The following is a 26,106-nucleotide window of genomic DNA, read 5'->3' on the forward strand; positions in this document are numbered from 1 at the left end:
AGTGTGCATGAATCCTTCCATGTTCCGGGCGGACGATAGCAGGGATAGCGGCGAACGCAAACGGCCGGGTTGAGGGGGAGACGGCCCTCAGCTCGCCAGATCGTCCCGGTGGACCAGAGCGGCACGGCCCGGATAGCCCAGCAGTGCCTCTATCTCGTCGGAACGGTGGCCGGCGATGCGGCGCGCCTCTTCCGCGGTGTAGCGGGTCAGGCCCTGGCCGAGGATCTCGTTCTCCGGTCCGATCAGTTCAACCGGATCGCCACGGCCGAAACGGCCTTCGACCCGCGTGACCCCCGCAGGCAGCAGGGACTTGCCCTGCTGCATCGCCTTGACCGCACCGGCATCCAGCAGCAGTCGGCCCTTGGGCTTCATCGACGCGATCCACCCCTTGCGCGCGGCCTGCGGGTCGCCCTTGGCGAGGAACCATGTGGCGTTTGCCCCTTCCTCCAGCGCGCGGACGGGGTTGGGGCGGAACCCGTGGGTGATCGCCATGGCGCAGCCCGCGGCGGTGGCGGTCTTGGCCGCCATCACCTTGGTCTTCATGCCGCCCTTGGACAGGCCCGACCCGGCGTCGCCCGCCATCGCCTCGATCTTCGGCGTGATCTGGACCACCCGGTCCAGCCGGACGGCGGTGGCATCGGTCATCGGATTAGCGGTGTAGAGCCCGTCGACGTCCGACAGCAGCACCAGCCGGTCCGCCCCGACGGTCACGGCGACCTGCGCGGCCAACCGGTCGTTGTCGCCGTAGCGGATCTCGTCGGTGGCGATGGTGTCGTTTTCGTTGACGATCGGCACGACGCCGAGGCTGAGCAGCATTTCGAGCGTGGCACGGGAGTTGAGGTAACGGCGGCGGTCGGCCGAATCTTCGAGCGTCACAAGAACCTGACCGACCTTGATCGCGTGGCCACCGAGCGCCTGCGCATAGGCGGCGGCGAGCCCGATCTGCCCGGTGGCGGCGGCGGCCTGGGACTGTTCCAGCGTCAGCGCATCCAGGCCAAGACCAAGCACCCCGCGCCCGAGCGCGATCGAGCCGGAGGAAACCAGCACGACGTCCTGACCGCGCCCGCGCAGCCAGGCGACATCGTCGGCGAGGCTTTGCAGCCAGTCGGCGCGCAGCAGACCGGTGGTGCGGTCGACCAGCAGGGCGGAGCCGATCTTGATGACCACGCGGCGCGCGCCGGTCAGCCCGACGGCGGTGTCGGGCCGGGTCAGGGTTGCCACGGCTTGTCCTCCTCCTTCACCTGCTGGCGCAGGCGGTCGCGGCTGATGCGGGAGCGGAGCGCGCGGAGCACCTCCGTCACGCCTTCGCCGGAGGCACCGGACATCATCATCACCGGCGCGCCGACCTCTTCCTCGAGGAATTCCTTCTGCATCTCGCGCAGCTCCTCGTCGAGACTGTCGACCTTGTTGAGCACGGTGACGCGCGGCTTGTCGGCCAGGTCGCCGCCATAGGCCTCAAGTTCGTTGATGATCGTGCGGTAGTCCTCGGCGACCGTATCAGAGGTGCCGTCGATCAGGTGCAGCAGCACCGCGCAGCGTTCGACATGGCCGAGGAACAGGTCGCCAAGGCCCCTGCCCTCGGACGCGCCCTCGATCAGGCCGGGAATGTCGGCGACGACGAACTCCGCACCGTCCACGCCGACGACACCGAGGTTGGGATGCAGCGTGGTGAACGGGTAATCGGCGATCTTGGGCCGGGCGTTGGAGGTTGCGGCGAGGAAGGTCGATTTCCCGGCGTTCGGCAGGCCAAGCAGCCCCGCGTCGGCGATCAGCTTGAGCCTCAGCCAGATCATGCGTTCGACGCCTTCCAGACCCGGATTGGCGCGGCGCGGCGCCTGGTTGGTGGAGGTCTTGAAATAGGCGTTGCCGAAGCCGCCGTTGCCGCCCTTCGCCAGGACGACCCGCTGGCCCAGGTCGGTCATGTCGGCGATCAGGGTTTCGCCGTCCTCTTCAAGGATTTCAGTACCGACAGGAACGCGCAAAATCACGTCGTCGCCATCGGACCCGGTCTTCATCCGGCCCATGCCGCCCTGTCCGTTCTGGGCGAAGAAATGCTGCTGGTAGCGGAAATCGATGAGGGTGTTGAGCCCGTCCACGGCTTCGGCGATGACATCGCCGCCCGATCCGCCGTTGCCGCCGTCGGGGCCGCCGAATTCGACGAACTTCTCGCGCCGGAACGACACCGCGCCGTTGCCTCCGGAGCCGGAGCGGATGGTGACCTTTGCGAGATCGAGGAACTTCATCTTTCTCTCCTGCCGCAAGGGTCGCCTTAGCTCAGCGTGACCCGCGGCTCAATTCAGTTTGCGGATGTAGGTCCAGGTCGCGACCTTGGCGTTGCGCGCGACAGAGAAGCTTTCGGCGTCGCCGACATAGGCGAAACCGGCGTTGGTCAGAACCCGCGCGGAGGCCGGGTTGTCCTGGAACACCGATCCGAAGATCGTGTCGTTGTTCAGCGGGTTGGCCCCGACAAGCGCCTGCACGGCAGCCGATGCGACTCCCGTGTTCCACCAGGCGGGTGCCACCCAGTAGCCGATTTCGGACTGCGACTTGCCGCCCGCTGCGCTGTCCATCCGCTTGAGACTGATGACGCCCTTCAGTTCCGCCCCGCCTGCCGGGGTGCCGTCGATCACCCAGACCGCTTCGTCCACAGAAGAGGTCATGGCGCGGGTGACGAAGGATTCCGTTGTACCTGGCGGCAGCGGATGCGGGATCGAGGTCGTCATGCGCGCGACCCGTTCGTCAGAGCCGTAGAGTTCGATCAGCCCCGCGTCGGACTTCCGCAGGGGGCGAAGGATCAGATCCTCGCCCGGGATTTCGGGGGCCTTGTTCAATACGTCGTTCATGGCGGCTTTCTCCTCCGGGACCTGGGTCCCGTAACGTCAAAGGGGACCGGCGGTAGTGCCGATCCCCCTGATGTCTCATCAGCCTTAAGGTCGGCTTACTCGGCGGCCTCCGCCGCTGGCAGGACCGAAATGAAGGTACGGCCCTTGAGGCCCTTGTGGAATTTCACATGGCCTTCGACGGTTGCGAAAATGGTGTGGTCCTTGCCCAGGCCCACGCCTTCGCCCGGCCACCACTTCGTGCCGCGCTGGCGGACGAGGATGTTTCCGGGGATGACAGCTTCGCCGCCGTATTTCTTGACGCCGAGACGGCGACCGATGGAGTCGCGACCGTTGCGGGATGAACCGCCAGCTTTTTTATGTGCCATATCGTGGTCTCCTTACGCTTTCGCCAGCTCGGCGGCCTGCTCGATCCACTCCGGCTTGACCTTGACGGCGTCAAAGGTCTCCGGGTCGATCGCGGCAAGCTGCGCGAAGGTGGTGATGCCGGCTTCGTTGAACTTTTTCTGCGCGGCGGGGCCGACGCCGGTGATATGGGTCAGATCGTCGGCAGAGGCGGCGTTGGCTTCGGCTTTCGGCGCGGCCTTGGCTTCGGCCGGGGCCGCCTTGGCTTCGGCCTTGGGCGCGGCTTTCGGAGCCGAGGCACCGGTGACGGAGCCTGCGCCGATCGCGGCCTTGATGCCCGACTTGCCCGCGCCCTGCGCGAGGATGTCGGTCACGCGCAGCAGGGTCAGCTGCTGGCGGTGGCCCTTGGTGCGCTGCGAGGAATGCTTCCGGCGGCGCTTGACGTAGTGGATGACCTTGTCACCCTTGATCTGATCCACGACCTCGGCCTGCACGGCGGCATCGTCCACCAGGGGTGCGCCGACGACGACGGAGTCACCGCCAACCATCAGGATATCGTTGAACTGGACTTTTTCACCGGCATCGGCTGCCAGCTTTTCCACGCGGAGCATATCGCCGGATTTCACGCGATACTGCTTCCCGCCGGTCTTGAGGACCGCAAACATGAGCGTCTTCCTTTTCTGCCGCGTCGTGAGGCCCCCGTTTCCGGGCGTTCAGGGGTTTCCCCGCCTGTAAACAGCGCGCCCTTCGAAGGGGCGAATTGAACATGGTCCCCGCAAACCGAATGCCTGCCGGGATGCGGGCAGATACGCAGGATTCCCCTGCAAGTCAAGGGGCGGGGGTTTCCCGGACCCTACAAATCCTGTCCGGCCATCTGCTGCGCAACGGCAAGGCCGAGGGCGTGGTACTGCTGTTCATACATCTCTCCGAACCCGGCAAACAGCGCGCGGTTCAGGCGCTGGCCCTGTTCGGTCCGGGAAAAGTCGAGATAGCTTTGCAGATCATCGTCGCTCAGCGGTTCGTAGGCGGTCGTCAGGTAGGCCTGAAGCCAGAGTTCGGTATCGGCGCGGCTGCTTTCGGATTCGGTCCAGACCTGATCCAGAACCTCGGCCTCCGTCATGGCAAAGCTGTCGGATCGGGACAGGCCGGTCAGGAAGGCGAAGTTGGTGTTCATCGCGCCCGAGGTGTTGAAGTCGACAAGGTCGTTGGCGTCGATGAAGCGGTCGATCAGGGCCGCGCGATCCTCCGGCACGTCGCCGCTGAGCACGAGATCGCGGGCGGCGTCCTCCACCTGGCGGTCGAGAAAGGACCGGCGGGCGGTCATCTCGAACGAGATGATGCGGTGGCCGAGATCGCTTTCGAAGAAGGCGAGAATCGGCGCGGCATCGGCCCCGGAGAGATCCTCGGCAAACGCAGTGCGCATGGTCTGATCCATCGCTTCGGGATCGTAGATACGCTCAACCGCCTGGTCCCATCCCCCGCCGTCGCGACCCGCGAGGTAGTCGCGCGCGATCTCGTCGGAAAGCGCCCGGCCCTCTTCCCGCATGATGTCCAGCGCCTCCGTCAGGTCGAGCGCCTGCCAGATGCGGTCCACCTGTTCGGCGGGCATCGGGACAGAGACGGGCGGGCGCGTCCCCTGCCCCAGCACCGGCGCGGCGGTCAGGGCAAGCGCAACGGCGGTGACGAAGGGCTTGAGCATCACAGTTCCTGGCCCGGGTTCAGTTCGGCCAGACGCTCCGCGACCTCCTCGAACCGTCCGGCCATGATCTCATACTGCACGGCGTTCATCAGTTCGTAGACCTCCTGCATCAGCGGCGCCTCCAGAGCCTCGGAATAGGCGACCAGTTCCTCGTCTGAAAAGTCCCGGTAGGTCGCGGCGGAGGACGCGAGCCCGGACAGGCGCATGGATTTCTTGGTCTCCTCGGCAGCCTCGGCCTGGGCGGCGCGCAGGCCTTCCTCGTCCACCCGCAGGCGGATCACACCGGCGTGCTGCGCGGCCATGAGGAAGCGGATTTCCAGTTCGTTGGCGGATCGCAGGCTCTGATCCTCGGACCCGATGGCATCCATCATGCGCTGCAGGATCTCGACCCGCTCCGGGTCGCTGTCCTGAAGCTCCGCCAGCAGCCGCCCGCCCTCGCCCCGCTTGTCGGTGCGGTCGCGCATGTGGCTGGCGTTCTCGGCCTCCACCAGACGCTGGCCAAGGTCGGAGGCATAGAAATCCGCCGCATGCGCGAGGGCCTCGTCGCTGAGCGTGGCGGCGAGGATCTCCACTGCGTCCGCCTGCATCTCCTGCACGTCGAAGACATCCCGGCTCATCAGCGTCCAGGAGGCGCCGAAGTCCTTCGCGTCGAGCCCGAGCATGCGCGGCGCGTCCTCAGCCGAAAGCTTGATGCTTTCCAGCGCGACATCAAAGCCGGTCACCTTCAGGAAGGCGGTCAGCTTGTCGCGGTCGGCGCCCGCGGCCTGTGTGACCGTCAGAAGCAGCGCGACCAGCGTCGCGGCGAGCGGTTGGAGAAGGGTCGGAAGTCGCATATTGGCAGGCACCTCTGGCTCATGCGTGGTCTGTTTGACATGTGGGGCTTGAGCTAGGTCTATTCCACATCCGAGCAATGCAAAAGGCCTCTTGCGCGGGCTGGCGATCACGTTTAGACGGACCTCCCAGACCCCCGCGGAGAGGTGCCGGAGTGGTCGAACGGGGCGGTCTCGAAAACCGTTGAGCCTTTACGGGTTCCCAGGGTTCGAATCCCTGTCTCTCCGCCACTTTCACCCCTGCGGGTGATGGCAAGATCCTGAAAAGTAAAAACTTTAAGAGCAACACCCCTCCTTGGGGCGAAATTTTGCTCCACATTTTGCTACACATTTTCCGTCGAGAAAATGGCAGCGTCCGTTCGCAGGCGTGATTTGCGACGCGGTGATCAGGATCCGGCTTGCCCGACCGGAAGCACGATGTCGAAAGGCTGGCGCGCGTCCGCGTCACCGGATGCCAGAAAACGGTTCCCATCGGCAGTCACCCATGCTTTTCTGGCCCGAAAACGGAGCATTACGCGTTGTTGATTGATGAGTTTATTTCCCGCTGGCAGGCCTCCGGCGGGAACGAGATGGCCAACTTCCAGACCTTCGCGACCGAGCTCTGCGACATCATCGGCGTCGACCGCCCTAAGCCCGCGCAGAGCGACGGGCAGACCAACGACTACCGCTTCGAGCGTCCGATCACCGAAACGCACACAGGTCGGCGCCACCACCGCCGCATGGATCTCTACCGCCAGGGCTGCTTCGTCATGGAAGCCAAGCAGGGTGCAGGGCCCAAGGCCGAGGCCGAACAGCTTTCGCTCCTGATTGAGGAAGACGCCCCGCGCGCACAGGGCGGCCATGGCCGCCGGGGCACCCGCGCCTTCGAGGACACGATGCTTCGGGCCCGGAACCAGGCTGACGGCTACGCCCGCGCCGTGGCGAAAGAAGACGGCTGGCCTCCGTTCATCATGGTTGTCGATGTCGGGCATTTCATCGAGGTCTACGCGGATTTTTCGCGGCAGGGTCAGGGCTACACCCAGTTCCCGGACGGCAACCGCTACCGCATCACGATGGAGGACCTGCGCGACGAGGTGGTCCGGAACCGGCTCAAGGCGATCTGGCAGGATCCCATGTCGCTCGACCCGTCCAAGACCGCCGCCAAGGTCACGCGGGAGATCGCCGGGCACCTCGCCGAACTCGGCAAGAGCTTCGAGGGACAGGGCCACGAGGGCGAGACCGTCGCCCGTTTCCTCATGCGCTGCCTCTTCACCATGTTCGCCGAAGATGTGGAGCTGCTGCCCAGGGACAGCTTCCGCGACAAGCTGCGCGAACTGCGCGGCAAGCCCGATCAAGCGCAATATGTGCTCCAGTCGCTGTGGGAGACGATGAACACCGGCGGCAACTCCCCCGTCCTGATGGCCAAGCTCCTCCGGTTCAACGGCGGGCTTTTCAAGGACGCGACCGCCCTGCCCCTCTCCGAACTTCAGCTGGGCCTGCTGATCGAGGCCGCTGAGGCCGACTGGCGACAGGTCGAACCGGCGATCTTCGGCACCCTGCTGGAACGCGCCCTGACCGCCAAGAACCGCCACAAGCTTGGTGCCCACTATACGCCGCGCGCCTATGTCGAACGGCTCGTCATGCCGACGATCATCGAACCGCTGCGCGCCGACTGGCGGTCGGTGCAGGCCGCGGTCGACCTTCTCCGCAGCCAGGACAAGGGCAAAGAAGCGCTCCAGCAGGTGCGAGACTTCCACCGTAAGTTATGCGACATCCGCGTGCTCGACCCGGCATGTGGGTCGGGCAACTTCCTCTATGTCGCGCTGGAGCTGATGAAGCGGCTGGAGGGCGAGGTGACTGCCCTGATGGAGGAACTGGGAGAACGCCAGTCCGCCCTCGGCCTCGAAGGGCATACCGTCGACCCGCACCAGTTCCTCGGGATCGAGCTGAACCCATGGGCCGCCAATGTGGCGGAGCTGGTGCTGTGGATCGGTTACTTGCAATGGCACTTCCGCACCCACGGGCAGGCCGCGCCGTCGGAACCGATCCTGCGGGATTTCAAGAACATCGAGAACCGGGACGCCGTGCTGACCTGGACCGCCCGGACCGAGCGGAGGAATGACGACGACACCCCGGCGACCCGTTGGGACGGCGTGACCATGATGCGCCACCCCGCGACCGGAGAGGATGTGCCCGACCCCACAGCCCGCGTGCAGGTCTGGGACTATGCCGAGCCCCGCCCGGCGGCATGGCCGGAGGCGACCTTCATCGTCGGTAACCCGCCGTTCATCGGGAACAAGAGGATGCGGGAAGCCCTGGGCGATGGCTATGTGGAGGCGCTGTGGAAGGCTTATCCGAAAGTGCCGCAGAGCGCCGATCTGGTCATGTTCTGGTGGGAGAAAGCCGCATTGATGGCGCGCGGGTTCGACGGCGAGACCGGTCTACGGCGCTTCGGGCTGATCACCACGAACTCCCTTCGCCAGACTTTCAACCGCCGGGTGCTGGAGCCACATCTGGGCGATAGCAAACGGCCCCTGTCACTGCTCTTTGCCATCCCGGATCACCCATGGGTGGACACGGCGGACGGTGCGGCGGTGCGGATCGGGATGACGGTGGCGGCGTCAGGCTCCCGCCCGGGGCGACTGGTCACGGTCGTGTCCGAGAGTGGGGAGAGGAATGAGGCCGAGGGGAGACAAGTAGAAGTCACGCTTGCATACGGGAATATTCAGCACGACCTTCGAATAGGCGCGGAGTTGAGCTCCGCAAGTGACCTTCATTCAAATGACTTCCTCGCGCATCAGGGCGTCACCCCACTGGGAGAAGGATTTCGTGTAGAAGCTCGGGAAGCGATTTCCGTCAATGGCCAAGCCGTAGCCTCGGGTATCCTTCGAAGATACCTGAACGGTCGCCAGTTTCTTCATGGCGATGCCCCAGGATATATAATCGACTTTTTCGGACTTTCAGAAGAAGAATCGAGAAATAAGTATCCCGTCTTATACCAGCGTGTTCTTGATACCGTTCGCCCGACGCGAGATACATTGAAACGAGACGCATATAGGCAGCGATGGTGGATATTCGCTGAGCCGAGAAAAAAAATGCGTCCGGCGTTGGAATCGCTGGAACGCTATATTGCTACCTGCCGAACGGCCAAACACAGAATATTCGGATTCCTCGAGAGCGACATTTTGCCTGACGCAAAACTGATTGCGATTGGCCTTTCAAATGCCGAAAACTTGGCCGTTCTGTCATCGGGCATTCATTTGAAATGGGCATTGGCGACCGGAGCTCATTTGGAGGACCGACCGAACTATAATCACGCCGATTGCTTTGCAAAATTTCCCTTCCCCGACCTCACCCCGGCACAACGCACCACCCTCCGCGCCCTCGGAGAGGAACTCGACGCGCATCGCAAGGAGCGGCAGAAGGCCCACCCCAAGCTGACCCTGACCCAGATGTATAACACCCTCGAAAAGCTCCGCGCGGGCGAGGTGCTTGAGGGCAAGGACAAGCAGGTTTATGACGACGGGCTGATCGGCCTGCTGCGCGACATCCATGACCGGATCGACGCCGCCGTGGCCGAGGCCTACGGCTGGCCCGCCGACCTGCCCGAAGACGAGATCCTCCTTCGCCTTGTCGCGCTGAACCACGAACGCGCCGAGGAAGAAGCGCGCGGCCATGTGCGCTGGCTCCGCCCCGAGTATCAGAACCCCGACGGCCGCGCCGCCCAGGCCAAGACCGGCAAGCTGGAGATCGCCGCCGGCGCCAAGACCGGCAAGGCCGCCTGGCCCAAGACCCTGCCCGAACAGATCACCGCCGTCCGCGAGGCGCTGGAGACCCTGGGAGAGGCCGACGCCGAAACCATCGCCCGGACTTTCCATCGCGGCCGCGCCGGATCGGTCGAGCCGCTGCTGGAGACACTGGCGGGGCTCGGGATGGCCGAAGCGATTGACAACAATCTCTACACTACTTGATCAGAAAATTAAGCGCTATTGCCCCCTTCAAATACAATGCACCTGAACGCCCATTCCTTCCTGATTCAGAAAAAATATTTCTTACTGAATGCGGTGAATAAAGAAAACTTTCAAAAGAAACGGCGGGAAAGATAATGAATCAAAAAAGTGACGTTGACATCGACGCGGCGGCGATGTCGAAACCTGGATCCCCTAAAGATAAACCGAAAAACCATTTGTCATTGCTTTTCGGCTTCGCTTTGGCTCCTTACATCCTCGCATTTGAGTGCTTGAGGAATATCTCAAATTTCTGGCAGCTCGCCCAAGAAACCGAAACTTCAGCCAAAGTGATAACCGCATACGCATGGCTTCATGTCTACGGCTACTGGCTCGTCTCCTTATACAGAACAGGCCCAGATTCTGATCCTTTCATTAGGAGAAACGCGGAAGCCACACAGCATTTGTTTTTCTCTGAAACTTTTACGTTTCTCTCATTGCTTATCAGTATATTATATATCTATATAATCCTGGCAATCTACTGCAAAAGTATTCGCTCTACGATTATTGTATTCAACTACGTAGGCTCCGTGGGGTATATTTCAGGATTGCCGTTTATTATTTGGACTTCGTATCAAGTGTTTTCTCGCTCCCCCAACGACCCCTACCGCGATATTCTGGATTCATTCCCTCCATGGGTGCACTATATACCCATTTTAATTTTATTCATTGCGCTCTCAAATCAATCGAAAATGAGACCAAAATCAGTCAAATTTCGATTTTCACCCCTGCTCACCCATCTCGCTGTTTCTTTAGGCGCGGCTATATGGACATTTTTCAATCAAGGAGGAATGGTTGACTCCGTTCTGTTGGTCAATTTGACCTCCTCTTTTATGGGTGAAACTCCATTTCACACTCTGCCCCAGGATATTGCCGATGGTATTTTCAGAAATCTTACAGAAAGGTGGTATGATTTGATGATCTGGCGATAATCTGGGTTAGGGAATAATGACCACTGCCGTCGGAATGCTGTCCGCCGAGCAATCGCCGCATAGGCTGCAACCTTCTCAATACCGTCTGCTGGAACCAAAGCCTTCTCAATCTTCACCGGTGACACGACATCGGAAAACTTTAGGCACGAAATGCATGTCGCGAACGCGCAAACACGAACGCCGATCATAGCTTTCCCGGAGATTTGAACCGTATCGTTTAGGTCGGGTCCGCATCCCAACATAGAGGCCCCAGGCGTCGTAAACTGCCCGACAGGACGCACGTCAACACATTATGTAGTAAGAACGTTCAGCGTCTACTCCAAGGGGCAAGTTTTGCCTCTGTTCTAAGGCCAAGCGGTAGACATTTCTTTGTCCTCAGCAAGCTCATGAGCATGTGAGCTTCCGACCTTCTCAACGGTGCCGGATTGGAAACGCGTTGTGGCGGAGTCGGCAACAACACTCGTAACCAAGTCCTGAACTCCTCTTCACTGCACTATGGAGTTCCCGATGCAGACACCCGCCTACACCCGTGACGAAGTTCTTGCCGCCGCCATGACTCTCATGGCCAGGGGGGAAACCCCTGACCGACTGAACTTGTGGAATGCTCTCGGCCGCCGTGGCCTCGCCTTGACCGCTTGGCGGACATACCTCGCCGCGCGTGAGGAAGGTCTTCCCGACCTGCCTCGTCAGATCATCGAAGAAGGGATTTCGCCAGAGGTCGCCAAGGCCACGCAGGCCCATTCCGATACACTTCGGACCCTGGCCGAGGCCATCAGTGCCGAAGCGGCCCGGCCGCTCGAGCTTCGCGTCCAAGCCCTCGAAAAGATGCTTGTCGAGCGAACCGCATCAGTCAACGACCTCGAAGCTCTCGTGGATGCGATGGAAGAGCAGATGGCAGATCTCGAAGGCCAACTGTCCCAGATCAAGCGGGGCAATACCCCTCGCCTCATTATCTGAGGCCACCTGGACACGACGATGGTCATCAGCACCGAGGCCGTTTGCAGGCTTTCGCTTGCAGCACAGGCCTCGGCAGCCCGCTCTTACTGCCCGGCTGGTGGCTGTTTGGGTAACGCCGTCGCGCGAACCAGTTCCCCAAAATGGAACACCTCAACACACGCACCCTCATAGACGCGCTGCCCGCCGCGGCCGATATGGCCACCGCGGACTATGTGCGCCTGCTGCACCCTGACGACGCCATCGGAAAGGTGAATTTTCTGATCGCGGACCGGAAAGACCGGGCCGAGTGCAAGATCTCCGAGATCGCAACCGCTCCGTTCTATGCCACCTGTGCGACCGAACGAACCTCGTTCGTTTCCCTGAACCGGTTTCATGGTCATCGGGAAGATATGCGCCTTGCCGCGCTGAACGCGATGTTCGTGGATCTCGATGCCGATCTCGCTCCAACGGGCCTTGTGGCGGACCCAGCCGCATGGCGCGCCAAGGTCACGGAGATATGCGAGACTGCGGGGTTGCCAATGCCTTCACTGCTGAACGCGACCGGACGCGGCCTCGCCGCTATCTGGCTCATACGACCGTTGCCACCCCATGTGCGGGCACGATGGCGGGCGGCAATCCATGGCCTTATCACCCTGTTCAGGAGTGCCGGCGCCGATAAGTCGTGTTCGGATACCGCAAGAGTTTTCCGCCTCCCTGGCAGCATCAATCCAAAGTCCGGCCGTGTCGTCCGCGTTATTGGCGGAACACTCCTGCGTTACGATTACGACGCTCTGGAGGACGCCACATACACGGCCCTCGGCCGACCTACACGGCGCCAGCTTCAAGAGCGAAAGCTGCGGCATGTCAAAAAGGCAAGGCGTCGGGTGACCGGCTCGGGGCTCACCCCGGCTGCAAGGTTCCAGCAGATCCTGAACGACCTCGATAAGCTTTGCGTCTTCTGGGGAGGCCAAGTCCCCCAAGGGCGCCGGAACACCTTCCTGCACCTATATGCGACATGCCTGACGCACCTGCGAGAGCCAGGCGATATTGCGACGGCGATCGACAGGATGGCCGCCGTCGTGACGCCCGGCCTTCCCGCGACAGAAGTGCGAAGTATCATCCGTAACGCAGAGGACCGTGCGGCGCGGCCTCGGACGGCAAATCCGCTGGATGACGGCAGGTATCATTATTCCGGCGCCCAGGTCGCGCAACTGCTCGACATCACCGATGACGAAGCGCGCTCCCTCAGCCTCCAGCAGGTTTATTCGACCAAGGAACGACGCCGCAGGAAGACCGAACGGGAAAGAGAGCGCCGCGCCGCCGCCGGCGCCGTGCCGCGAGCGGAATACCTCGCAGCGAATGCTATATCGAGAGAGATGCCGTGGAAAGTTCAGGGCATGTCCCGTGCGACTTGGTATCGGAAGGGAAAGCCCGTGATTTCGGCGGCTTCCACTGCATCGTCGGCATTTTTTCAGTGAGACAGGTCCGTGTCCGCTACAGGGGGCGAAGCCTTGCCGAAGGCTGAGGGACCGACATAGCCGAAATAAGGCCGTTTCCCCATTTCCCCCAACCGCGCCAAACCCACCCACGGACCCAGATTTGACGATCTTTCCATTGATGCGAGCAGTTCCCCATGAAATCGCTTCGTCGATGCCGCTTCGGGCCAATGTTGGGTTACGCCACCGTGGGAGGAACGACGCATGGATACGCCAGACAGAAAAATGCTGCTCGGTTGGGTAGAGGCAGCCCTGAGAGCAGACAATGCAGACCTGCCAACTCTCCGGCTGGCAGCACAGTCCCACTATCGGCCAGGCTCAGGATTTGCGTTTATCGAGGTCTACGGCGTGGACGATCAACGCGACCGGCGCCGTGGCATTCGGGCCGAAGCAAGTCGCTTGCTCGGATTGTTGGGATGCAAGGTGGATCTCGAGGTCGGCTACGATGTGTTCACTGTGTATCCCACCCGCCCCGAGACGGCGCACCAGCATCTCAGGGCCCTCAAAGTCGTGCGGGACGCACGATAAATCAGCGGGTCCGACCACAGCGGCGGGTTTGCACCTTTGCCCATGTTGGTGATGCGCTTGTGACTTGCCACGGCACTCGCGCTACCGGATGATGCGAACACGATGAAGAGATACCTGATCGCACTCTTCCTGGCGTTGACCGGGCTGATGATGGTGGCCGCCCCGGTCGCCGTCATGGCCATGTCCGGCTCCATGCTGTGCGAACAGCAGGCGAGCGTCAGTATGCAGCATGCCGCGCAACAGCCTTCGGCTGCTTCGATGGACCATTCCCACCATGGCGCGGACCACGGCATGCATCAGGTGGTTCAGACTTCGGATGAGGCCTCAACGGATTCAGCGCCGATCTGCTGCGATCATGCATGCGTGGCTGAGCTGACGGTGATGCCCGTGGTGCTGAGCGTCGGCCAGATCGCATCGAGTGCGCCGCACGACCTGTCATCGTCCGACCTGACCGAACTGACGCACCCGAACGGGCTGCGACGACCTCCGAAAGCGTGATCGAGCTGTCGTAGGGCGCCATCCGGCGCCTGCTCTGCCGATCCCTTCCGGAGACCAATCATGAAGATCCTCTTGGCGGCCACCGTGCCGCTGGCGCTCGCGGGCTGTTCGCAGCCGTTCGAGCCCCCCTTGGCCGCGCCCCTCACCCGGGCTGCCGATCCAATGACCGCACGCGCCGCCCCGGCCGGGCCAGCCGTCGCACATACCTCACGTGCCATCGAGGCGCCCGGGGATTGGCGCCAGTTGAACGACGCGCAGGCGCCGGGAGGGTCGTCATGAGAAGACCCCTCAAGATGAGCGTAGCGCTGCTGCCGCTGGCTCTTGCGGCCTGTGCGGATGCGGGGCTGGTCGGTCAGGCCTCAGCCCCCGGTGCTGGCTTCTCCCTGGTATCCAGCGGAACGAAACAGGCAACCGGCGCGTCAGGCGTCTGGGCGCAGTCGGCCGCCGAGGTGGCCGCGAACGCGGCGCGGGCCCGCGCGCTGGTGCACCGGAAGACCATCGGGCCCGACACGGCCGTGCAGGTGGCGCTGATGAACAACCGCGGCCTCCAGGCGGCCTATGCTGACCTGGGGCTCTCGGCGGCGGACCTCTGGGAGGTTGCAATGGGTCCGGTGCCGTCCTTCGGTGTGACGATCTCCGGGATCGGCGAGGTCGGGCTGGCCCGCTCGCTTGAGGCGGTGGTGACGGGCGCGATCCTCGATGCGGCGACCGTGAAGCCCCGCCGGGCGATTGCGCAGACGAAGTTCCAGCAGGCACAGTTCGCCGCCCTCGGGGCGACCATCGCTCTGGCGACGGAGGTCCGTCAGGCGTGGATCGACGCGGTTGCGGCCTTCGAGGCCGCCGCGCTGATCGGGCGGGCGCAGGGCACGGCGGATGCGGCATCGGAACTGGCCGCCGAACTCGGTCGCACCGGGGCGATGAACCGGGCCGATCAGGCGCGGGAGCATGTCTTCACCGCCGAGCTCGCCGCCGAACGCGCCGATGCCCGTCTGGAAGCCCAGCTGGCGAAGGAGAAACTGACCCGGCTCATGGGCCTCTGGGGGGCGGATATCGACTTCTATGTTCCGGATCGCCTGCCAGGCCTGCCCGGTCGACGGCCCGGCCGGTCGGATATCGAGAAACTGGCGCTGGAACACCGCACCGACCTCGCCATCGGGCGGCTGGAGCTGGAGGCTATCGCGCAGGAATACCGGCTGGAGGGTCAGACGCGGATGCTTTCGGACATCGAGATCACCGCAGGGGCCGAGGTCGAGCGGTCCGACACGCCCACGGGACGGGAGACGGAGACCTCTCGCGTGCTGGAAGCGAGCTTCGAGATCCCGCTCTATGACACAGGCAAGCTGACCAGCCGCCGGGGTGAACTCGCCTACATGCGCGCGGCGAACGAACTGGCGCAGGCGGCGGTCAATGCCCGGTCCGAGGCGCGGTCGGCCCATGCCGCTGTTACCGGTAAATACAACATCGCCCGGCACTGGCGCGACGAGGTGCTGCCGCTGCGCCGCACGATCGATGCGGAGGCGCTGAAGTCCTATAACGGCATGCTCACCTCGACGTTCGAGCTGATCACCGACGCCCGAGAGGGGCTTGAGGCAGAGCTCAGCTATGCCGAGGCAAAGGCCGATTACTGGCACGCCGAAGCATCCATGACTGCCGCCATCTGGGGTGGCGCGACAGGAGGTGCAGAATGAACCGCAGACAACTTCTTGCCGGCGGGGCCGGCCTCGCCATGGCCTCGGCCGCACAGGCGCAGACCCGGTTCCGGGACCTTCCCGAAGCGGCGAGCTATGACAGCCCGAACACGCAGGTCCCGCCGCGCCCGTCCAACGGCCCGGACTACAACCCGGTCGTCACGCTGAACGGCTGGTCCCTGCCCTGGCGCATGAACAGCAATGTGAAGGAGTTCCATCTGGTCGCCGAGCCGGTCGAACGGATCATGGCCAATGGCATGATGGCCCGTCTCTGGGGCTACAATGGCCAGTCCACCGGCCCCACGATCGAGGCGGTCGAGGGCGAGCGGGTGCGGATCTATGTCACCAACCGCCTGCCCGAGCATACCTCGGTCCACTGGCACGGGCTGATCCTGCCCTCGGGCATGGACGGCGTGGGCGGGCTGAGCCACCCCGCGATCCCGCCCGGCAAGACCTTCGTCTATGAGTTCGACCTGACCAAGTCCGGCACCTTCATGTATCACCCGCATGCGGACGAGATGGTGCAGATGGCCATGGGCATGATGGGACTTTTCATCGTGCATCCGCGTGATCCGGCCTTCATGCCGGTCGACCGGGACTTCGCATTCCTGCTGGCCGCCTACGACATCGATCCGGGCACCTACATCCCGCGCGTGGCCGAGATGACCAACTTCAACATGTGGACCTGGAACAGCCGGATTTTCCCGGACATTGATCCACTGGTCGTGAACAAGGGCGACCGCGTCAGGGTGCGCTGCGGCAACCTGACGATGACGAACCACCCGATCCACATGCACGGATACGACTTCGAAGTCACCTGCACCGACGGCGGCTGGGTGCCGGAGTCGGCCCGCTGGCCCGAGGTCAGCATCGACATCCCCGTGGGCGCCATGCGCGCCTACGAGTTCGACGCCGTGCACGAAGGCGACTGGGCCATCCACTGCCACAAGTCGCACCACACGATGAACGCCATGGGCCACGACCTGCCCACCTTCATCGGGGTCGACAAACGCAAGCTGACCGGCATGATCCGGAAGGAAACGCGCGGCTACATGCCCATGGGCACCGCCGGGATGGCCGACATGGGCGAGATGTCGATGGAGCTGCCCGAGAACACAGTGCCGATGATGACCGGCTGGGGGCCCTACGGCCCGTTGGAGATGGGCGGCATGTTCTCTGTCGTGAAAGTGCGCGAAGGTATCGCGCCCGACGATTACTCCGACCCCGGCTGGTATGAGAACCCGCCCGGCACCGAAGCCTGGGAATGGACCGGCGAGCTTCCCGAAGAGGCCCGCAACACCAGTCCCGACACCATCATCCCGCCCCGCGATCATGTGCGTCGCGGCTGATTTCCCCCGGCGCCCGGCCTGCCCGGGCGCAACCCCTCCCGTCTTGAAAGGACACCCACGATGAAAACCCTGATGACCCTCGCCTTCGCCCTCTTTGCAACCACGGTTGTCGCGGAAGGCTCCCACTCCGGCGATCACGGCGATGCGGGCATGAGCATGGGAACGATCACCAAAGTCGATACCCAGTGGAATCGCCTGACGATTGATCACGGCCCCCTCGACAATCTCGACATGGAGGCGATGACGATGGTTTTCGAAGTCGCCGATCCCGAAATGCTGGAAGGCCTTTCCGAAGGTCAGGAAGTTGCATTCACAGCCGACCGCGTGAAGGGCAAGCTGACCGTGACCGAGATCATGGCCGAGTAACCAATCTCCAAATCTCGCGGCGGTGCCCCGGTTCAGGGGCGCCGTTCCTTCGGCCTGCCGTTCAGGCTGTGAGACGCCGCGCCGGGACGGTCACGACCGCCGTTTGGCAAGCTCGCGATAGAGCGCGGGCGGCGAGACCCCGATCACTTCCGCGACGCTTTTCCAGTGCCCCTCTGGCGGCGGGCCGTTCAGGTCAAGCCAGGCATCCAACCTGCTGGACACCTTGCGCATGCGCAGGATCTCGATCCGCGTCCGCTGTGCCTGGACGGTATGGGCGTAGGCCTCAATCAGACCAAGCGCGATTTCGGGCCGATCCCGCAAGGTGGCGTGAAACACAGCCTTGGGCAGGATCGAAACCTCGGCCGTCTCGCGCACCACGGCATCACAATGGTAAGTGTCGGCAAAGAGCGACGCCTCGGCCAACGCCATCCCGGACCGGGCGACTGACAGCGCCAGCGCCGTCCCGTCAGCCAAGGGGCGTTCCAGCGCGACGGAACCGGATCGGACAAGATACATCGACCGGACGGGGTCCTCCCTTCGGAAGATCGCCGCCCCGGTGTCAAAGGTCGTGACGGGTGCACCGTCGAATATCGCCTGCCATTCCGACATGATGGATATCATATGGGGTTTTCAGGCGATCCGATAGGTTGGTCGCAACCGTCGAAAGGAGCCATCATGAGACCGAAGATTTTCGTCATTGCCGCGGCGCTGATCGGGGGATCGGCCAGCGCATTCGCCCAAACCACCCATACGCCCGGCATGGACCACTTGGCACACATGCAGCCAGCGCGGTCCGTCCCCACCCTGGCCGAGCCGGGTCAAGGCGCCTTCGCAGCGCTGAGCGAGGTCGTGCGGGTGCTGGAAGCCGATCCCGAAACGGACTGGACGAAGGTGGACCTTGCCGGCCTCCGGGCGCATCTGGTCGACATGGACCGGCTTGTCACCGACACGGTCGTGACGGAAACGATGCTGCCCGATGGCATTCTGGCTGCTGCAACCGGTGACGACGCGACGATTGCCACGCTAAGGCGCATGGTGCCTACCCATGCAGCGCAACTCGCGCTGGACGACCGCTGGCAGGTAGACGCCTCAGTAGCCGACACCGGGGCCGAACTTCGGGTCACCAGCAGCGACCCCGCCGTGGTCGCCCGCATTCAGGGGCTCGGCTTCTTCGGGCTCATGGCCAGTCAGGATCATCATCGCGCGCATCACCTGATGATGGCGCGGGGAGAGGACGCCCATGCCCATTGATCCGAAGATGGACCGTCTCGCCAGGTCAAAGGGGCCGATCAGTTCGTTCCATGTGTCCGCTGGCGTTGCACCTCCTGCGCCCGCTCGGGCCAGGTCGACCGGATGAAGGCGAGGATATCCAGCACCTCGTCTTCGGTCAGGGTGTCCTCGAAGGCGGGCATGCCGCTTTTGAACCCTGTGACGCCACGGGCCTCCAGCGCGGCCTGACCGCCCTTCAGCGTGTAGTCCAACAAGAGCGGCGTATCGTGGTGCCAGGTGTGACCGGTCACATCATGCGGCGGCGCGGGCAGGACGCCGTCCTCTCCGGGCGTGCGCCAGTTGGGCTGGCCTTCCAGTTTGGCGCCATGACATGAGGCGCAGCTCTCAGCATAGAGAGCGGCACCGGCTTCAATGTCGCGATCCGTGAGGCTGTGATCGGCCTGCGCCACTGTGGCAGCGCAGGCAAACAGAACCGTGGCCAGCCTCATTTCGCGCGAAAGTCCCCGTGGCAGGCACCGCAGGCTTTCCCGATCTGCTGAACCGCCGGTCCGAGGTCGGCCGAGGTTTGGACGGTTCCGACCAGCCCGCCCGAGACCTTTTCGAGATCCGTCGCACGCGCCGTGAATGTGTCGAAGTCGTCCCAGATGACCGGAAGGGCTTCGGACTTCGGATCAAGCGCCTTCTTTTCGAAAAGCGACGGGATATAGCCCGCCTCCTCTGAGATCTTGGCCAAAGCCGCGTCGATTGCCGCCGCATCAAAGGCGGCCTCACCCTTGGCCATGCTGCCGATGACCTTCATCTGATTGGCCAGTTCCGACATGCCCATCATGCGGTTCATCACATCCGGGTCCTTCACGCCGCTATGGGCGAAGGCCGCGGTGCCGGTGGCGATCAGCGCGATGGCGATGTATTTCTTCATGATATTTCCTTCCTGCTGAGGGGATTAGCTTACATTGATCCAGGTGGTCATGCCTGAGGCCGCATGGCCAAGCATGTGGCAGTGAAATAGCCACTTGCCGGGGTTGTCGGCGACAAAGGCGATCTCCAGCGGTTCGTCCGGAGTGCTGAGGATCGTGTCGCGCATCTGGCCGAGCGTGCCGTCCTCCGCCACCTGCCGGAAGTGCATCCCGTGCAGGTGCATGGCGTGGGCAAAGGCCGTGTCGTTGGTCAGCTTGACGCGCACCGTCTCGCCCCGATCGAGGCTGGCGAAGGGCGTGTCGGTCATGCCGACCTGCCCCGACAGGGCCCAGAACTGGCCCTGCCCCGCCATCTCGCGAAACCCCATGGAGCGGCCGTTCATCATGGCCCCGGACATACGCCCCATGGCGCCGCCCTCCATTGCCATGTCGAGCCGACGGGCGCTGTCGATCCCCGGCACCTCCATGCGTGGGTTCGGCGGCAGGGCGGCGGGCGTGTCGCGCCGGGTCGCGGATGCCGTGCCCGCGACCGGGAACCGCGCCTGCGGCCGCGACTGGTCGTCGTCGTCGAACCTGACGAGAGCCGCGGTCTCACCGTCCTCCGCCGTCACATCTACGATCAGGTCAATGCGCTGAGCGGGGGCGAGGATCAGCTCTGCCTCCACAGGCTCCGGCGCGGGCAAAGGCATGCCGTCCAGCGCGACGGTCCAGCCGTCGAGGCCCGCCAGCCGAAGCACGAAGATCCGCGCGTTGGACGCGTTGATCAGGCGCAGACGGAGGCGCTCGTTGGCCCTCACTTCGCGGGCATAATCATAGGTCCCGTTGGTGCCCAGCAGATTTCCGAACCGACCGCCGTGGCTGAGGCTCATCATGTGGCCGAAGGGCTCCATGAACTGCGCATTCTCGGGGTTCAGCAGCCAGTCGTCGAGGACCAAAACCTCGTCCCGGTCGACCTCCGGCGCGTCTGCCTCCTCGACGATCAATGCGCCTGCAAGCCCGCGCGCCACCTGTTCGAACGAGTTGGTGTGCGCGTGATACCAGTAGGTCCCGGCGTCGGGCACGGTGAAGTCGTAGTCGAAGGCTTCGCCCGGCGGCACCGCCTCCTGCGTCAGGCCGGCCACACCGTCCATCGCGTTGTCGATGCGGATGCCGTGCCAGTGGATCGAGGTCGGAACCGGCAACTCGTTCGCCAACCGGCGGGTCACGCGCCCGCCCTGGGGCACGCGCAGGACCGGGCCGGGCAAGGTGCCGTCATAGCTCCAGACTTCCGTCGCCGCGTATTTCGGTGGGGCAATCTGGGCGGTGGCGGCGCGGGCTGTCAGCGTCTGCGGACCGGCTGCGCGCACCGGCAGGGCGGCCAATCCCGCCGTCCCCGCCATCGCGCCGCAGAAGGCGCGTCTTGTCATGCGAAAGCTCATGTCACTCGATCCCGTTGGCGCGCTGAAGTTCGCGGACGTAGGTGATGATCGCACCAACATCGGCCGGGGTCAGGCCGGACTGCGCGGGCATGTCGCCGAAGGGCCAGTGATGGGCCCGAACTCCGTTCTGCACCGCCATCACAAAGGCCATGTCGGCGTGATGGTTCGGCTCGTAAATCTTGTGGACCAGCGGCGGGCCAAAACCCATCTTGCCGGTTGCGTTAGTCCCGTGGCAGGCCGCACAAGTGGCGTCGAAGGCCCGCTGGCCCATCATGGCATCCGCGGTCAGCGTCTCCGGCACCGTGATCGAAACGAGCGGGTCGCCTTCGGCAGGCTGTGCGCTCGGCTCCGGGGCCTCGGGCCGAGTGAGGTAGTAGGCACCGCCTGCAATGGCAACGATGGCCAGGGCGGCGGGAATGATCTTGTTCATGGGTCGTGATCCTGAAGGGCACGGCCGATAGGCCGAGCATCTCAAAAAACTGCGAGCCGTGTCGCAGTTGCGGCTTCAAAGCCGTCAGGATCGCGGAGGCGGCAGGTCCCGCGAGAGGGTAACGGATCGCGCGTCGATCGTGTCGTTCGGGCGGATGGTGCGGGTCACCACCGGATCAATCGTAAACGACAGAGAGACCGGCAGTGCATGAACTGCCGGACCACAGCCCGCCGCGTGGTGACAGTCGACGCCCGAGGTGTGCCCGCCCATGGCGTCCATGCCCGAGCAGTCGGCGCATTCGCTATCCATGGTCCCGGCACCCATCTCGACATGCGGCATGTCATGCGCTTGTGCCGCCCCGGGCACAAACGCCCAGGCGGTGACGATCAGCGCGATGATGACGAGGATATGCCGCACGGGACCTCCGGATAAGTGACCGGACTATGACGCGATGCGTGTTGCAAGGTCAACTGCGGCGGGCAATCACACTTCCGTTCATCCGGCAAAAGCCCGCACGCCCATCCAGATCCCCATGAGCATCATCATCAGGTTCTCGGTCAACGAGATGAACCCGAGCGGCACATTGGAATCCCCGCCGACGCAGGCACACTTCAGTTCGCGCTTGTCGATGTAGACCGCCTTGAACACGCTCACCGCACCGATCGTCCCAATAAACAGCGCCACCGGGGCCGAGATCCACGGCAGGATCCCCGCCGTCATCAGGACGCCGGCCAGCGCCTCGCCATAGGGATAGACCTTGCCGTAAGGCACCCATCTTTTCGCCAGCAGGTCGTAGTTTAAGAACATGGTCGAGAACTGTTCGACATCCTGCAACTTCTGGATCGCCAGAACCGACATCGACAGTGAGATGAACCAGACAAAGCTCTGCCATGTCACAACGGTGCCATACTGATGCCAGGCCAGACCGAGCGCCAACAGCGCGCAGACCGAGAAGATCGCGATTACAGGCCGGTAACTGGTGTCACTCTGCTCCTCCTTCGGCGGGTCGATCCCGAGGAAGATGCGCAACTCGTCGTGGCCGCCGATCCGTTCGCCGTCGATGAAGGTCTGCGGAGTCGTCTTCACATCATGCTCGCGCATGAACGCGTCGGTTTCTTCCCGAGTTTTTAGGTGGTGGTCCTCCACATCATAGCCGTGCGTTTCGAGGAGATGCTTGGACTTCAGGCCATAGGGGCAGGTGTGCTGCGGCATGACCATGCGGTAGAGGGCGGCCGTCTTTTTGGTGTCCTTGGACATGTCGATCTCCTCAGTTCGCGCAGGTGAACTGGCCGCGGAACCCGGCGGTGTAGTCGGGCCCGGCGGTCACGATCAGGTCTTGAAGGTCGTCGTCTTCGGTCTGTTTGACCTGCGCCGTCAACGGGCCGGCGGCAAAGCCGTCGCCATCGGCCTCAAGCCGGACAAGGTCGCCGCTGATCCGGATCAACGCGCTGTTGTCGCCCGTCACAAGCACCGGCGGGCTGGTCTCGGTATAGGTGAAGCGGCAGTCGGCACCATCGGGGAAGACCTTCGCGATGTCGTCCTCCGTCAGGAACTCCGGATCGACGGTCTTGACGACCTCGGTCGACAGCGCCTCGGCAGCATCCTTCAGCTTCGGCGCGGCGGCGGCAGGCCCCGGCTGTGCCTCGCCATTCGCCGCGATGTCGGCGAGCAAGTAGCGCATCTCGGCGATCTCCTTGTCCTGAGCGTAGATGATCCCATCCGCCAGCTCGCGCACGCGCGGGTCGGTCAGATTGGCCCGTGAAGAGGTCATGATGGCGATCGAATGGTGCGGGATCATCGCGCTCATGTAGGACCGGTCCTGCACAGTCGCCTGGCTGCGCACCAGCCAGAGCGCCCCGGCGAATACGACGACGGACCCGGCGAAAATGGCGATATTGGCGGTGCGGTTCTTATACATGCCCAGCATGAAAGCCAGCATCACGAAAGCCATAACGGCCCCCATGACCAGCGCCATGTAGGCGCGCGTTTCCGACCAGAAGACATGGCTGACGAGATAGGTGTTCAAATACATCAGACCGAGCATCAGCAGGGTCGAGGTCGCGATCATGAGGAAAAAACGGGTGTAGGCCATCGGGGTTCTCCTGAAGTGTTCAGGAGAACAACAACCCTCCAGTGGCTGGATGTTCCCGAAAAAGTCATGAAGCCCGCATGAGGACTGACGAAATCACCGGGTCCCATTGGTTAGCCGCCGCGAAGGCGGTAGAGGAGAAAAAGGTGTTTCCGTCTGAAACGGCGCCACCCTATCTCCTTGCCAAGGACCCGGTGTGAGCCGCCGCGTAGACGGCTGAGAAACAACGCTCTTGATACAAGAGTGCGCCGGGTCCCACCAGTTAGCCGCCGCGAAGGCGGTAGAGGAGAAAAAGGTGTTTCCGTCTGAATCGGCGCCACCCTATCTCCTTACCAGGGACCCGGTGTGAGCCGCCGCGTAGGCGGCTGAGAAAGACGCTCTTGATACAAGAGTGCGCCGGGTCCCACCAGTTAGCCGCCGCGAAGGCGGTAGAGGAGACCGCGATCTCCAGCCCGAACTTCGTGATCCTTGTGTTGAAGATGCGGATATCGCCCCGGTGGGAGATCGCAGGTCCCCAAGGAAAAACCTTCGGAGACGGCAGTCAGATTGCCAATCCCTCAGGTCACAACCGCTCCGATTCAGTTCTTCATGGAATCATGCGGTAGCTGCTGATCGCGACTATCGGTCGATGCCGGCTATTGCTTCTCTCCGGGCGACGCGGGCAGAGGCTCAAGACCAAGAAACTTCCGATCTGTCGGTCGATTGATGTGTTTGTCGATGAACCGTTCCAACCTCTTGCGATCCTCCGGGCTGGCCTTGGCCATCGCCGCCAGAAACGCACCACCGTGGATGTATTTACGCCGATCGTCCTCCTTGCGCTGACGCTTCTTCTCCTCGCCCTCCGCAGATTTCAAGCGCGCCTGCGCCTGCTCCAGCTTTTCCTTGAGCATCTCTACCCGTTTGCTGCGATCTGTCATGGGACCACCTCCTGATTTCGCATTTCCGAAAGGGAGATGTTGCCCCGCCTTGCTTCGCGCACCCGAAAATCAGAACGGCGACGCGAGAACATCTGTGCACGGCACCAGTCCCCGCCGCCGAGAGGCAAGGGCGCAGTTACGCAAAGTTGAGACTTTGCCGCGCGCTGCCGCGGGCATTGAGGAGCGGATACCCGCCCCGGGCATGATTTCATTTCCATGAAACACTCGCGCCCACATCCAGCCAGCCATTGCCCACTCCTGGTCATTTCCCGATCGGACGGGCGGTCATCCGTCGCCGCGGCCGCTTACGCCTCTCGGAGCCGGATGACCGATCATCGGACTGGTCTGATTTTCAACTATCGCAATGTTCCGGGTCTCCTGCACGAGGGCCTCGTGGGCTGGGAATCCTCAGCCGAGGAACTTTGGAACGCCGCCGAGAAATCCGAGGTGCGAAGCAACGCGCGTGTCGCGAGGGAACTGAGGCCGGCCCTGCCCGCTGAGCTGCCGCACAACGAGCAGATCCGTCTGGTTCACGGGTTTGCGTGCTGGCTGCGAGACTCGTTCGGCGTTGCCGTCCATTATGTGACCCACGCCCCCAGAGTCTTCGACGAAGAATGGGGGAAGGCGCTCTGGAAAAACCGTGGGACGGAGGTCGGCGAACAGGACTATTTTACCGCTCTAAAAGACCCAACAAAGAGCAATCTCAACTTTCATGCGCACATCCGGTTCACGACCCGGGAAGTCGAGCGCGATAGTGGCGTTTTCGGAGAGAAAACGCGTGTGCTCGACGCACGGGACACCGGTGCCGCCTGCGTCCTTCTCATGCGCCAAGAATGGGAAACCCGAACAAACGCCGCGCTCAAACGCTGTGGATCATCCGCTCGTATCGACCTGCGTTCCTATGCCGATCAAGCAGCGGCTGGCGACGCGCCGGAAGGGCTTGAGCCCCAGAGGCACGAGGGACCGAAGACGGCAGCGATCAAAAGAAAACGACGGCAGGCAAAAGCAGCACCAGCGGGGGCCAGACAACGGGACCGCGCGCCCGTGCGCTCAAGGAATGAGGCTCTGTGGCAGGCGTGGGATCTGAAGCGCGCGAGGCAACGGGAAGAAGCTCGGAGATCCGGAGAGTCGCAGCATATCGCGAACAAGCGGGAGGCTGAGCGCCGACAGGAAGCCACGGCTCATGCCGACAGGATCCGTTCGGCCGATACTGATGAAGCAAGAAGGGCCGCGGTCGAACAGTCACACTCCGTCGAGAGCACTCGAGCTGGATGCGGCTGGGCTCAGGCTATCAGCGACGCAATGGCCGGACGCGGTCCCTTCGCCGAAGGTTTCGAGAACGACGAAACGATAGATCCCGAGAACTACAATCTGCCCCATGCTCCGGAACCCGAACCGATCATGCGGCCGGTCGCGGTGAATCGCCGCTCACCGCGGCAGCGCACACGGGGATAGTGGCGTGACACAGGCGACGGTTTGTTGCTGAGGCACTCCGCATTTCTCCTACCGACTGTATGCCCGCCCGCCTCCAATAGCGCCGAAACGAGGTTAAGCGGCGATCCTGCTGCACTTCCATCGAGAAGGATGTCTGCACCGGCTGCACGCGCGTTGT

27 protein-coding genes and 1 tRNA gene are annotated in these 26,106 nt (G+C 63.2%); 12 read left to right on the forward strand and 16 right to left on the reverse strand.

The window, feature by feature from the left end:
* Window positions 1–87: 87 nt before the first annotated feature.
* The 7 genes from proB to IEV87_RS06110 form a co-directional block, all read right to left on the reverse strand.
* A complete protein-coding gene (proB, locus tag IEV87_RS06080; RefSeq protein ID WP_188476761.1) occupies window positions 88–1,221 on the reverse strand; it encodes a glutamate 5-kinase in 1,134 nt (377 codons plus the stop codon).
* A complete protein-coding gene (gene obgE / locus IEV87_RS06085; RefSeq protein WP_188476762.1) occupies window positions 1,209–2,243 on the reverse strand; it encodes a GTPase ObgE in 1,035 nt (344 codons plus the stop codon). Before obgE ends, proB begins: the two co-directional genes overlap by 13 nt.
* Before the next feature lie 48 nt (window positions 2,244–2,291).
* Window positions 2,292–2,843 (reverse strand): GNAT family N-acetyltransferase, encoded by a 552-nt coding sequence (locus tag IEV87_RS06090; protein ID WP_188476763.1) that lies wholly within the window; start codon window positions 2,841–2,843, stop codon window positions 2,292–2,294.
* A gap of 95 nt (window positions 2,844–2,938) precedes the next feature.
* A complete protein-coding gene (gene rpmA, locus IEV87_RS06095) occupies window positions 2,939–3,208 on the reverse strand; it encodes a 50S ribosomal protein L27 (RefSeq protein ID WP_188476764.1) in 270 nt (89 codons plus the stop codon).
* A gap of 12 nt (window positions 3,209–3,220) precedes the next feature.
* Window positions 3,221–3,850, reverse strand: coding sequence for a 50S ribosomal protein L21 (locus IEV87_RS06100; protein WP_188476765.1), 630 nt, complete (start codon window positions 3,848–3,850; stop codon window positions 3,221–3,223).
* Window positions 3,851–4,038: 188 nt separating this feature from the next.
* Window positions 4,039–4,884: a DUF2059 domain-containing protein gene (locus IEV87_RS06105; RefSeq protein WP_188476766.1), complete on the reverse strand. Its 846-nt coding sequence runs from the start codon at window positions 4,882–4,884 to the stop codon at window positions 4,039–4,041.
* On the reverse strand, window positions 4,884–5,717 hold the full coding sequence (locus IEV87_RS06110) for a DUF2059 domain-containing protein (protein WP_229737439.1): 834 nt from the start codon (window positions 5,715–5,717) through the stop codon (window positions 4,884–4,886). The genes IEV87_RS06105 and IEV87_RS06110 overlap by 1 nt, the downstream gene beginning before the upstream one ends.
* A 138-nt stretch (window positions 5,718–5,855) precedes the next feature.
* On the opposite strand from IEV87_RS06110, the gene IEV87_RS06115 reads away from it, so the two are divergent.
* The 10 genes from IEV87_RS06115 (at window position 5,856) to IEV87_RS06160 (ending at window position 17,493) form a co-directional block, all read left to right on the forward strand.
* Window positions 5,856–5,945, forward strand: a tRNA-Ser gene (locus IEV87_RS06115).
* A 287-nt stretch (window positions 5,946–6,232) separates the two neighbouring features.
* Complete coding sequence (locus IEV87_RS06120; protein ID WP_188476768.1) at window positions 6,233–9,664, forward strand: class I SAM-dependent DNA methyltransferase; 3,432 nt, start codon at window positions 6,233–6,235, stop codon at window positions 9,662–9,664.
* A 134-nt stretch (window positions 9,665–9,798) separates the two neighbouring features.
* On the forward strand, window positions 9,799–10,632 hold the full coding sequence (locus tag IEV87_RS06125) for a hypothetical protein (RefSeq protein ID WP_188476769.1): 834 nt from the start codon (window positions 9,799–9,801) through the stop codon (window positions 10,630–10,632).
* Between the two features lie 507 nt (window positions 10,633–11,139).
* Window positions 11,140–11,589: a hypothetical protein gene (locus IEV87_RS06130; protein ID WP_188476770.1), complete on the forward strand. Its 450-nt coding sequence runs from the start codon at window positions 11,140–11,142 to the stop codon at window positions 11,587–11,589.
* Window positions 11,590–11,729: 140 nt separating this feature from the next.
* Complete coding sequence (locus IEV87_RS06135) at window positions 11,730–13,046, forward strand: hypothetical protein (RefSeq protein ID WP_188476771.1); 1,317 nt, start codon at window positions 11,730–11,732, stop codon at window positions 13,044–13,046.
* Between the two features lie 222 nt (window positions 13,047–13,268).
* Window positions 13,269–13,592, forward strand: a complete 324-nt coding sequence (locus IEV87_RS06140; RefSeq protein ID WP_188476772.1) for a hypothetical protein — start codon at window positions 13,269–13,271, stop codon at window positions 13,590–13,592.
* Between the two features lie 102 nt (window positions 13,593–13,694).
* On the forward strand, window positions 13,695–14,090 hold the full coding sequence (locus tag IEV87_RS06145) for a hypothetical protein (RefSeq protein ID WP_188476773.1): 396 nt from the start codon (window positions 13,695–13,697) through the stop codon (window positions 14,088–14,090).
* 275 nt (window positions 14,091–14,365) lie between these two features.
* Window positions 14,366–15,778 carry a TolC family protein gene (locus tag IEV87_RS06150; RefSeq protein WP_188476774.1) on the forward strand — a complete coding sequence of 471 codons (1,413 nt, stop codon included), beginning with the start codon at window positions 14,366–14,368 and terminating at the stop codon, window positions 15,776–15,778.
* A complete protein-coding gene (locus IEV87_RS06155) occupies window positions 15,775–17,127 on the forward strand; it encodes a multicopper oxidase family protein (protein ID WP_188476775.1) in 1,353 nt (450 codons plus the stop codon). The genes IEV87_RS06150 and IEV87_RS06155 overlap by 4 nt, the downstream gene beginning before the upstream one ends.
* A gap of 60 nt (window positions 17,128–17,187) precedes the next feature.
* On the forward strand, window positions 17,188–17,493 hold the full coding sequence (locus IEV87_RS06160; protein WP_188476776.1) for a copper-binding protein: 306 nt from the start codon (window positions 17,188–17,190) through the stop codon (window positions 17,491–17,493).
* A gap of 90 nt (window positions 17,494–17,583) precedes the next feature.
* Here IEV87_RS06160 and IEV87_RS06165 read toward each other — a convergent pair whose 3' ends face one another.
* A complete protein-coding gene (locus IEV87_RS06165) occupies window positions 17,584–18,102 on the reverse strand; it encodes a Crp/Fnr family transcriptional regulator (RefSeq protein ID WP_188476777.1) in 519 nt (172 codons plus the stop codon).
* Window positions 18,103–18,168: 66 nt separating this feature from the next.
* Between IEV87_RS06165 and IEV87_RS06170 the strand changes: the two genes are divergently transcribed.
* On the forward strand, window positions 18,169–18,744 hold the full coding sequence (locus tag IEV87_RS06170; RefSeq protein ID WP_188476778.1) for a hypothetical protein: 576 nt from the start codon (window positions 18,169–18,171) through the stop codon (window positions 18,742–18,744).
* 38 nt (window positions 18,745–18,782) lie between these two features.
* Here the strand turns inward: IEV87_RS06170 and IEV87_RS06175 are convergent, their stop codons facing one another.
* The 8 genes from IEV87_RS06175 to IEV87_RS06210 all read right to left on the reverse strand — a co-directional run bounded on the left by IEV87_RS06175 (window position 18,783) and on the right by IEV87_RS06210 (window position 24,494).
* Complete coding sequence (locus IEV87_RS06175) at window positions 18,783–19,211, reverse strand: c-type cytochrome (protein ID WP_188476779.1); 429 nt, start codon at window positions 19,209–19,211, stop codon at window positions 18,783–18,785.
* Window positions 19,208–19,642: a c-type cytochrome gene (locus IEV87_RS06180; RefSeq protein WP_188476780.1), complete on the reverse strand. Its 435-nt coding sequence runs from the start codon at window positions 19,640–19,642 to the stop codon at window positions 19,208–19,210. Before IEV87_RS06180 ends, IEV87_RS06175 begins: the two co-directional genes overlap by 4 nt.
* Before the next feature lie 24 nt (window positions 19,643–19,666).
* Complete coding sequence (locus IEV87_RS06185; protein WP_229737441.1) at window positions 19,667–21,046, reverse strand: multicopper oxidase family protein; 1,380 nt, start codon at window positions 21,044–21,046, stop codon at window positions 19,667–19,669.
* A 13-nt stretch (window positions 21,047–21,059) separates the two neighbouring features.
* Window positions 21,060–21,488, reverse strand: coding sequence for a c-type cytochrome (locus tag IEV87_RS06190; protein ID WP_188476782.1), 429 nt, complete (start codon window positions 21,486–21,488; stop codon window positions 21,060–21,062).
* An 84-nt stretch (window positions 21,489–21,572) separates the two neighbouring features.
* Complete coding sequence (locus IEV87_RS06195; protein ID WP_188476783.1) at window positions 21,573–21,905, reverse strand: hypothetical protein; 333 nt, start codon at window positions 21,903–21,905, stop codon at window positions 21,573–21,575.
* A gap of 78 nt (window positions 21,906–21,983) precedes the next feature.
* On the reverse strand, window positions 21,984–22,745 hold the full coding sequence (locus IEV87_RS06200) for a glutaredoxin family protein (protein WP_188476784.1): 762 nt from the start codon (window positions 22,743–22,745) through the stop codon (window positions 21,984–21,986).
* A 10-nt stretch (window positions 22,746–22,755) separates the two neighbouring features.
* Window positions 22,756–23,580: a DUF6692 family protein gene (locus IEV87_RS06205; protein WP_188476785.1), complete on the reverse strand. Its 825-nt coding sequence runs from the start codon at window positions 23,578–23,580 to the stop codon at window positions 22,756–22,758.
* 632 nt (window positions 23,581–24,212) lie between these two features.
* Complete coding sequence (locus IEV87_RS06210) at window positions 24,213–24,494, reverse strand: mobilization protein (RefSeq protein ID WP_188476786.1); 282 nt, start codon at window positions 24,492–24,494, stop codon at window positions 24,213–24,215.
* Window positions 24,495–24,710: 216 nt separating this feature from the next.
* Between IEV87_RS06210 and IEV87_RS06215 the strand changes: the two genes are divergently transcribed.
* Window positions 24,711–25,949 carry a MobA/MobL family protein gene (locus IEV87_RS06215; RefSeq protein WP_188476787.1) on the forward strand — a complete coding sequence of 413 codons (1,239 nt, stop codon included), beginning with the start codon at window positions 24,711–24,713 and terminating at the stop codon, window positions 25,947–25,949.
* Window positions 25,950–26,106: the final 157 nt, after the last annotated feature.

Source organism: Primorskyibacter flagellatus (genome assembly GCF_014638275.1).
In the GTDB taxonomy this organism is placed as follows: Bacteria; Pseudomonadota; Alphaproteobacteria; order Rhodobacterales; family Rhodobacteraceae; genus Pseudooceanicola; species Pseudooceanicola flagellatus_A.

Bases quoted from the DNA above. Each gene is read 5' to 3' on its own strand.
- obgE (WP_188476762.1), bottom strand. From the start codon at position 2,243: ATGAAGTTCCTCGATCTCGCAAAGGTCACCATCCGCTCCGGCTCCGGA.
- IEV87_RS06090 (WP_188476763.1), bottom strand. From the start codon at position 2,843: ATGAACGACGTATTGAACAAGGCCCCCGAAATCCCGGGCGAGGATCTG.
- rpmA (WP_188476764.1), bottom strand. From the start codon at position 3,208: ATGGCACATAAAAAAGCTGGCGGTTCATCCCGCAACGGTCGCGACTCC.
- IEV87_RS06100 (WP_188476765.1), bottom strand. From the start codon at position 3,850: ATGTTTGCGGTCCTCAAGACCGGCGGGAAGCAGTATCGCGTGAAATCC.
- IEV87_RS06105 (WP_188476766.1), bottom strand. From the start codon at position 4,884: ATGCTCAAGCCCTTCGTCACCGCCGTTGCGCTTGCCCTGACCGCCGCG.
- IEV87_RS06110 (WP_229737439.1), bottom strand. From the start codon at position 5,717: ATGCGACTTCCGACCCTTCTCCAACCGCTCGCCGCGACGCTGGTCGCG.
- IEV87_RS06125 (WP_188476769.1), top strand. From the start codon at position 9,799: ATGAATCAAAAAAGTGACGTTGACATCGACGCGGCGGCGATGTCGAAA.
- IEV87_RS06130 (WP_188476770.1), top strand. From the start codon at position 11,140: ATGCAGACACCCGCCTACACCCGTGACGAAGTTCTTGCCGCCGCCATG.
- IEV87_RS06135 (WP_188476771.1), top strand. From the start codon at position 11,730: ATGGAACACCTCAACACACGCACCCTCATAGACGCGCTGCCCGCCGCG.
- IEV87_RS06140 (WP_188476772.1), top strand. From the start codon at position 13,269: ATGGATACGCCAGACAGAAAAATGCTGCTCGGTTGGGTAGAGGCAGCC.
- IEV87_RS06145 (WP_188476773.1), top strand. From the start codon at position 13,695: ATGAAGAGATACCTGATCGCACTCTTCCTGGCGTTGACCGGGCTGATG.
- IEV87_RS06150 (WP_188476774.1), top strand. From the start codon at position 14,366: ATGAGAAGACCCCTCAAGATGAGCGTAGCGCTGCTGCCGCTGGCTCTT.
- IEV87_RS06155 (WP_188476775.1), top strand. From the start codon at position 15,775: ATGAACCGCAGACAACTTCTTGCCGGCGGGGCCGGCCTCGCCATGGCC.
- IEV87_RS06160 (WP_188476776.1), top strand. From the start codon at position 17,188: ATGAAAACCCTGATGACCCTCGCCTTCGCCCTCTTTGCAACCACGGTT.
- IEV87_RS06165 (WP_188476777.1), bottom strand. From the start codon at position 18,102: ATGTCGGAATGGCAGGCGATATTCGACGGTGCACCCGTCACGACCTTT.
- IEV87_RS06170 (WP_188476778.1), top strand. From the start codon at position 18,169: ATGAGACCGAAGATTTTCGTCATTGCCGCGGCGCTGATCGGGGGATCG.
- IEV87_RS06175 (WP_188476779.1), bottom strand. From the start codon at position 19,211: ATGAGGCTGGCCACGGTTCTGTTTGCCTGCGCTGCCACAGTGGCGCAG.
- IEV87_RS06180 (WP_188476780.1), bottom strand. From the start codon at position 19,642: ATGAAGAAATACATCGCCATCGCGCTGATCGCCACCGGCACCGCGGCC.
- IEV87_RS06185 (WP_229737441.1), bottom strand. From the start codon at position 21,046: ATGACAAGACGCGCCTTCTGCGGCGCGATGGCGGGGACGGCGGGATTG.
- IEV87_RS06190 (WP_188476782.1), bottom strand. From the start codon at position 21,488: ATGAACAAGATCATTCCCGCCGCCCTGGCCATCGTTGCCATTGCAGGC.
- IEV87_RS06200 (WP_188476784.1), bottom strand. From the start codon at position 22,745: ATGTCCAAGGACACCAAAAAGACGGCCGCCCTCTACCGCATGGTCATG.
- IEV87_RS06205 (WP_188476785.1), bottom strand. From the start codon at position 23,580: ATGGCCTACACCCGTTTTTTCCTCATGATCGCGACCTCGACCCTGCTG.
- IEV87_RS06210 (WP_188476786.1), bottom strand. From the start codon at position 24,494: ATGACAGATCGCAGCAAACGGGTAGAGATGCTCAAGGAAAAGCTGGAG.
- IEV87_RS06215 (WP_188476787.1), top strand. From the start codon at position 24,711: ATGAAACACTCGCGCCCACATCCAGCCAGCCATTGCCCACTCCTGGTC.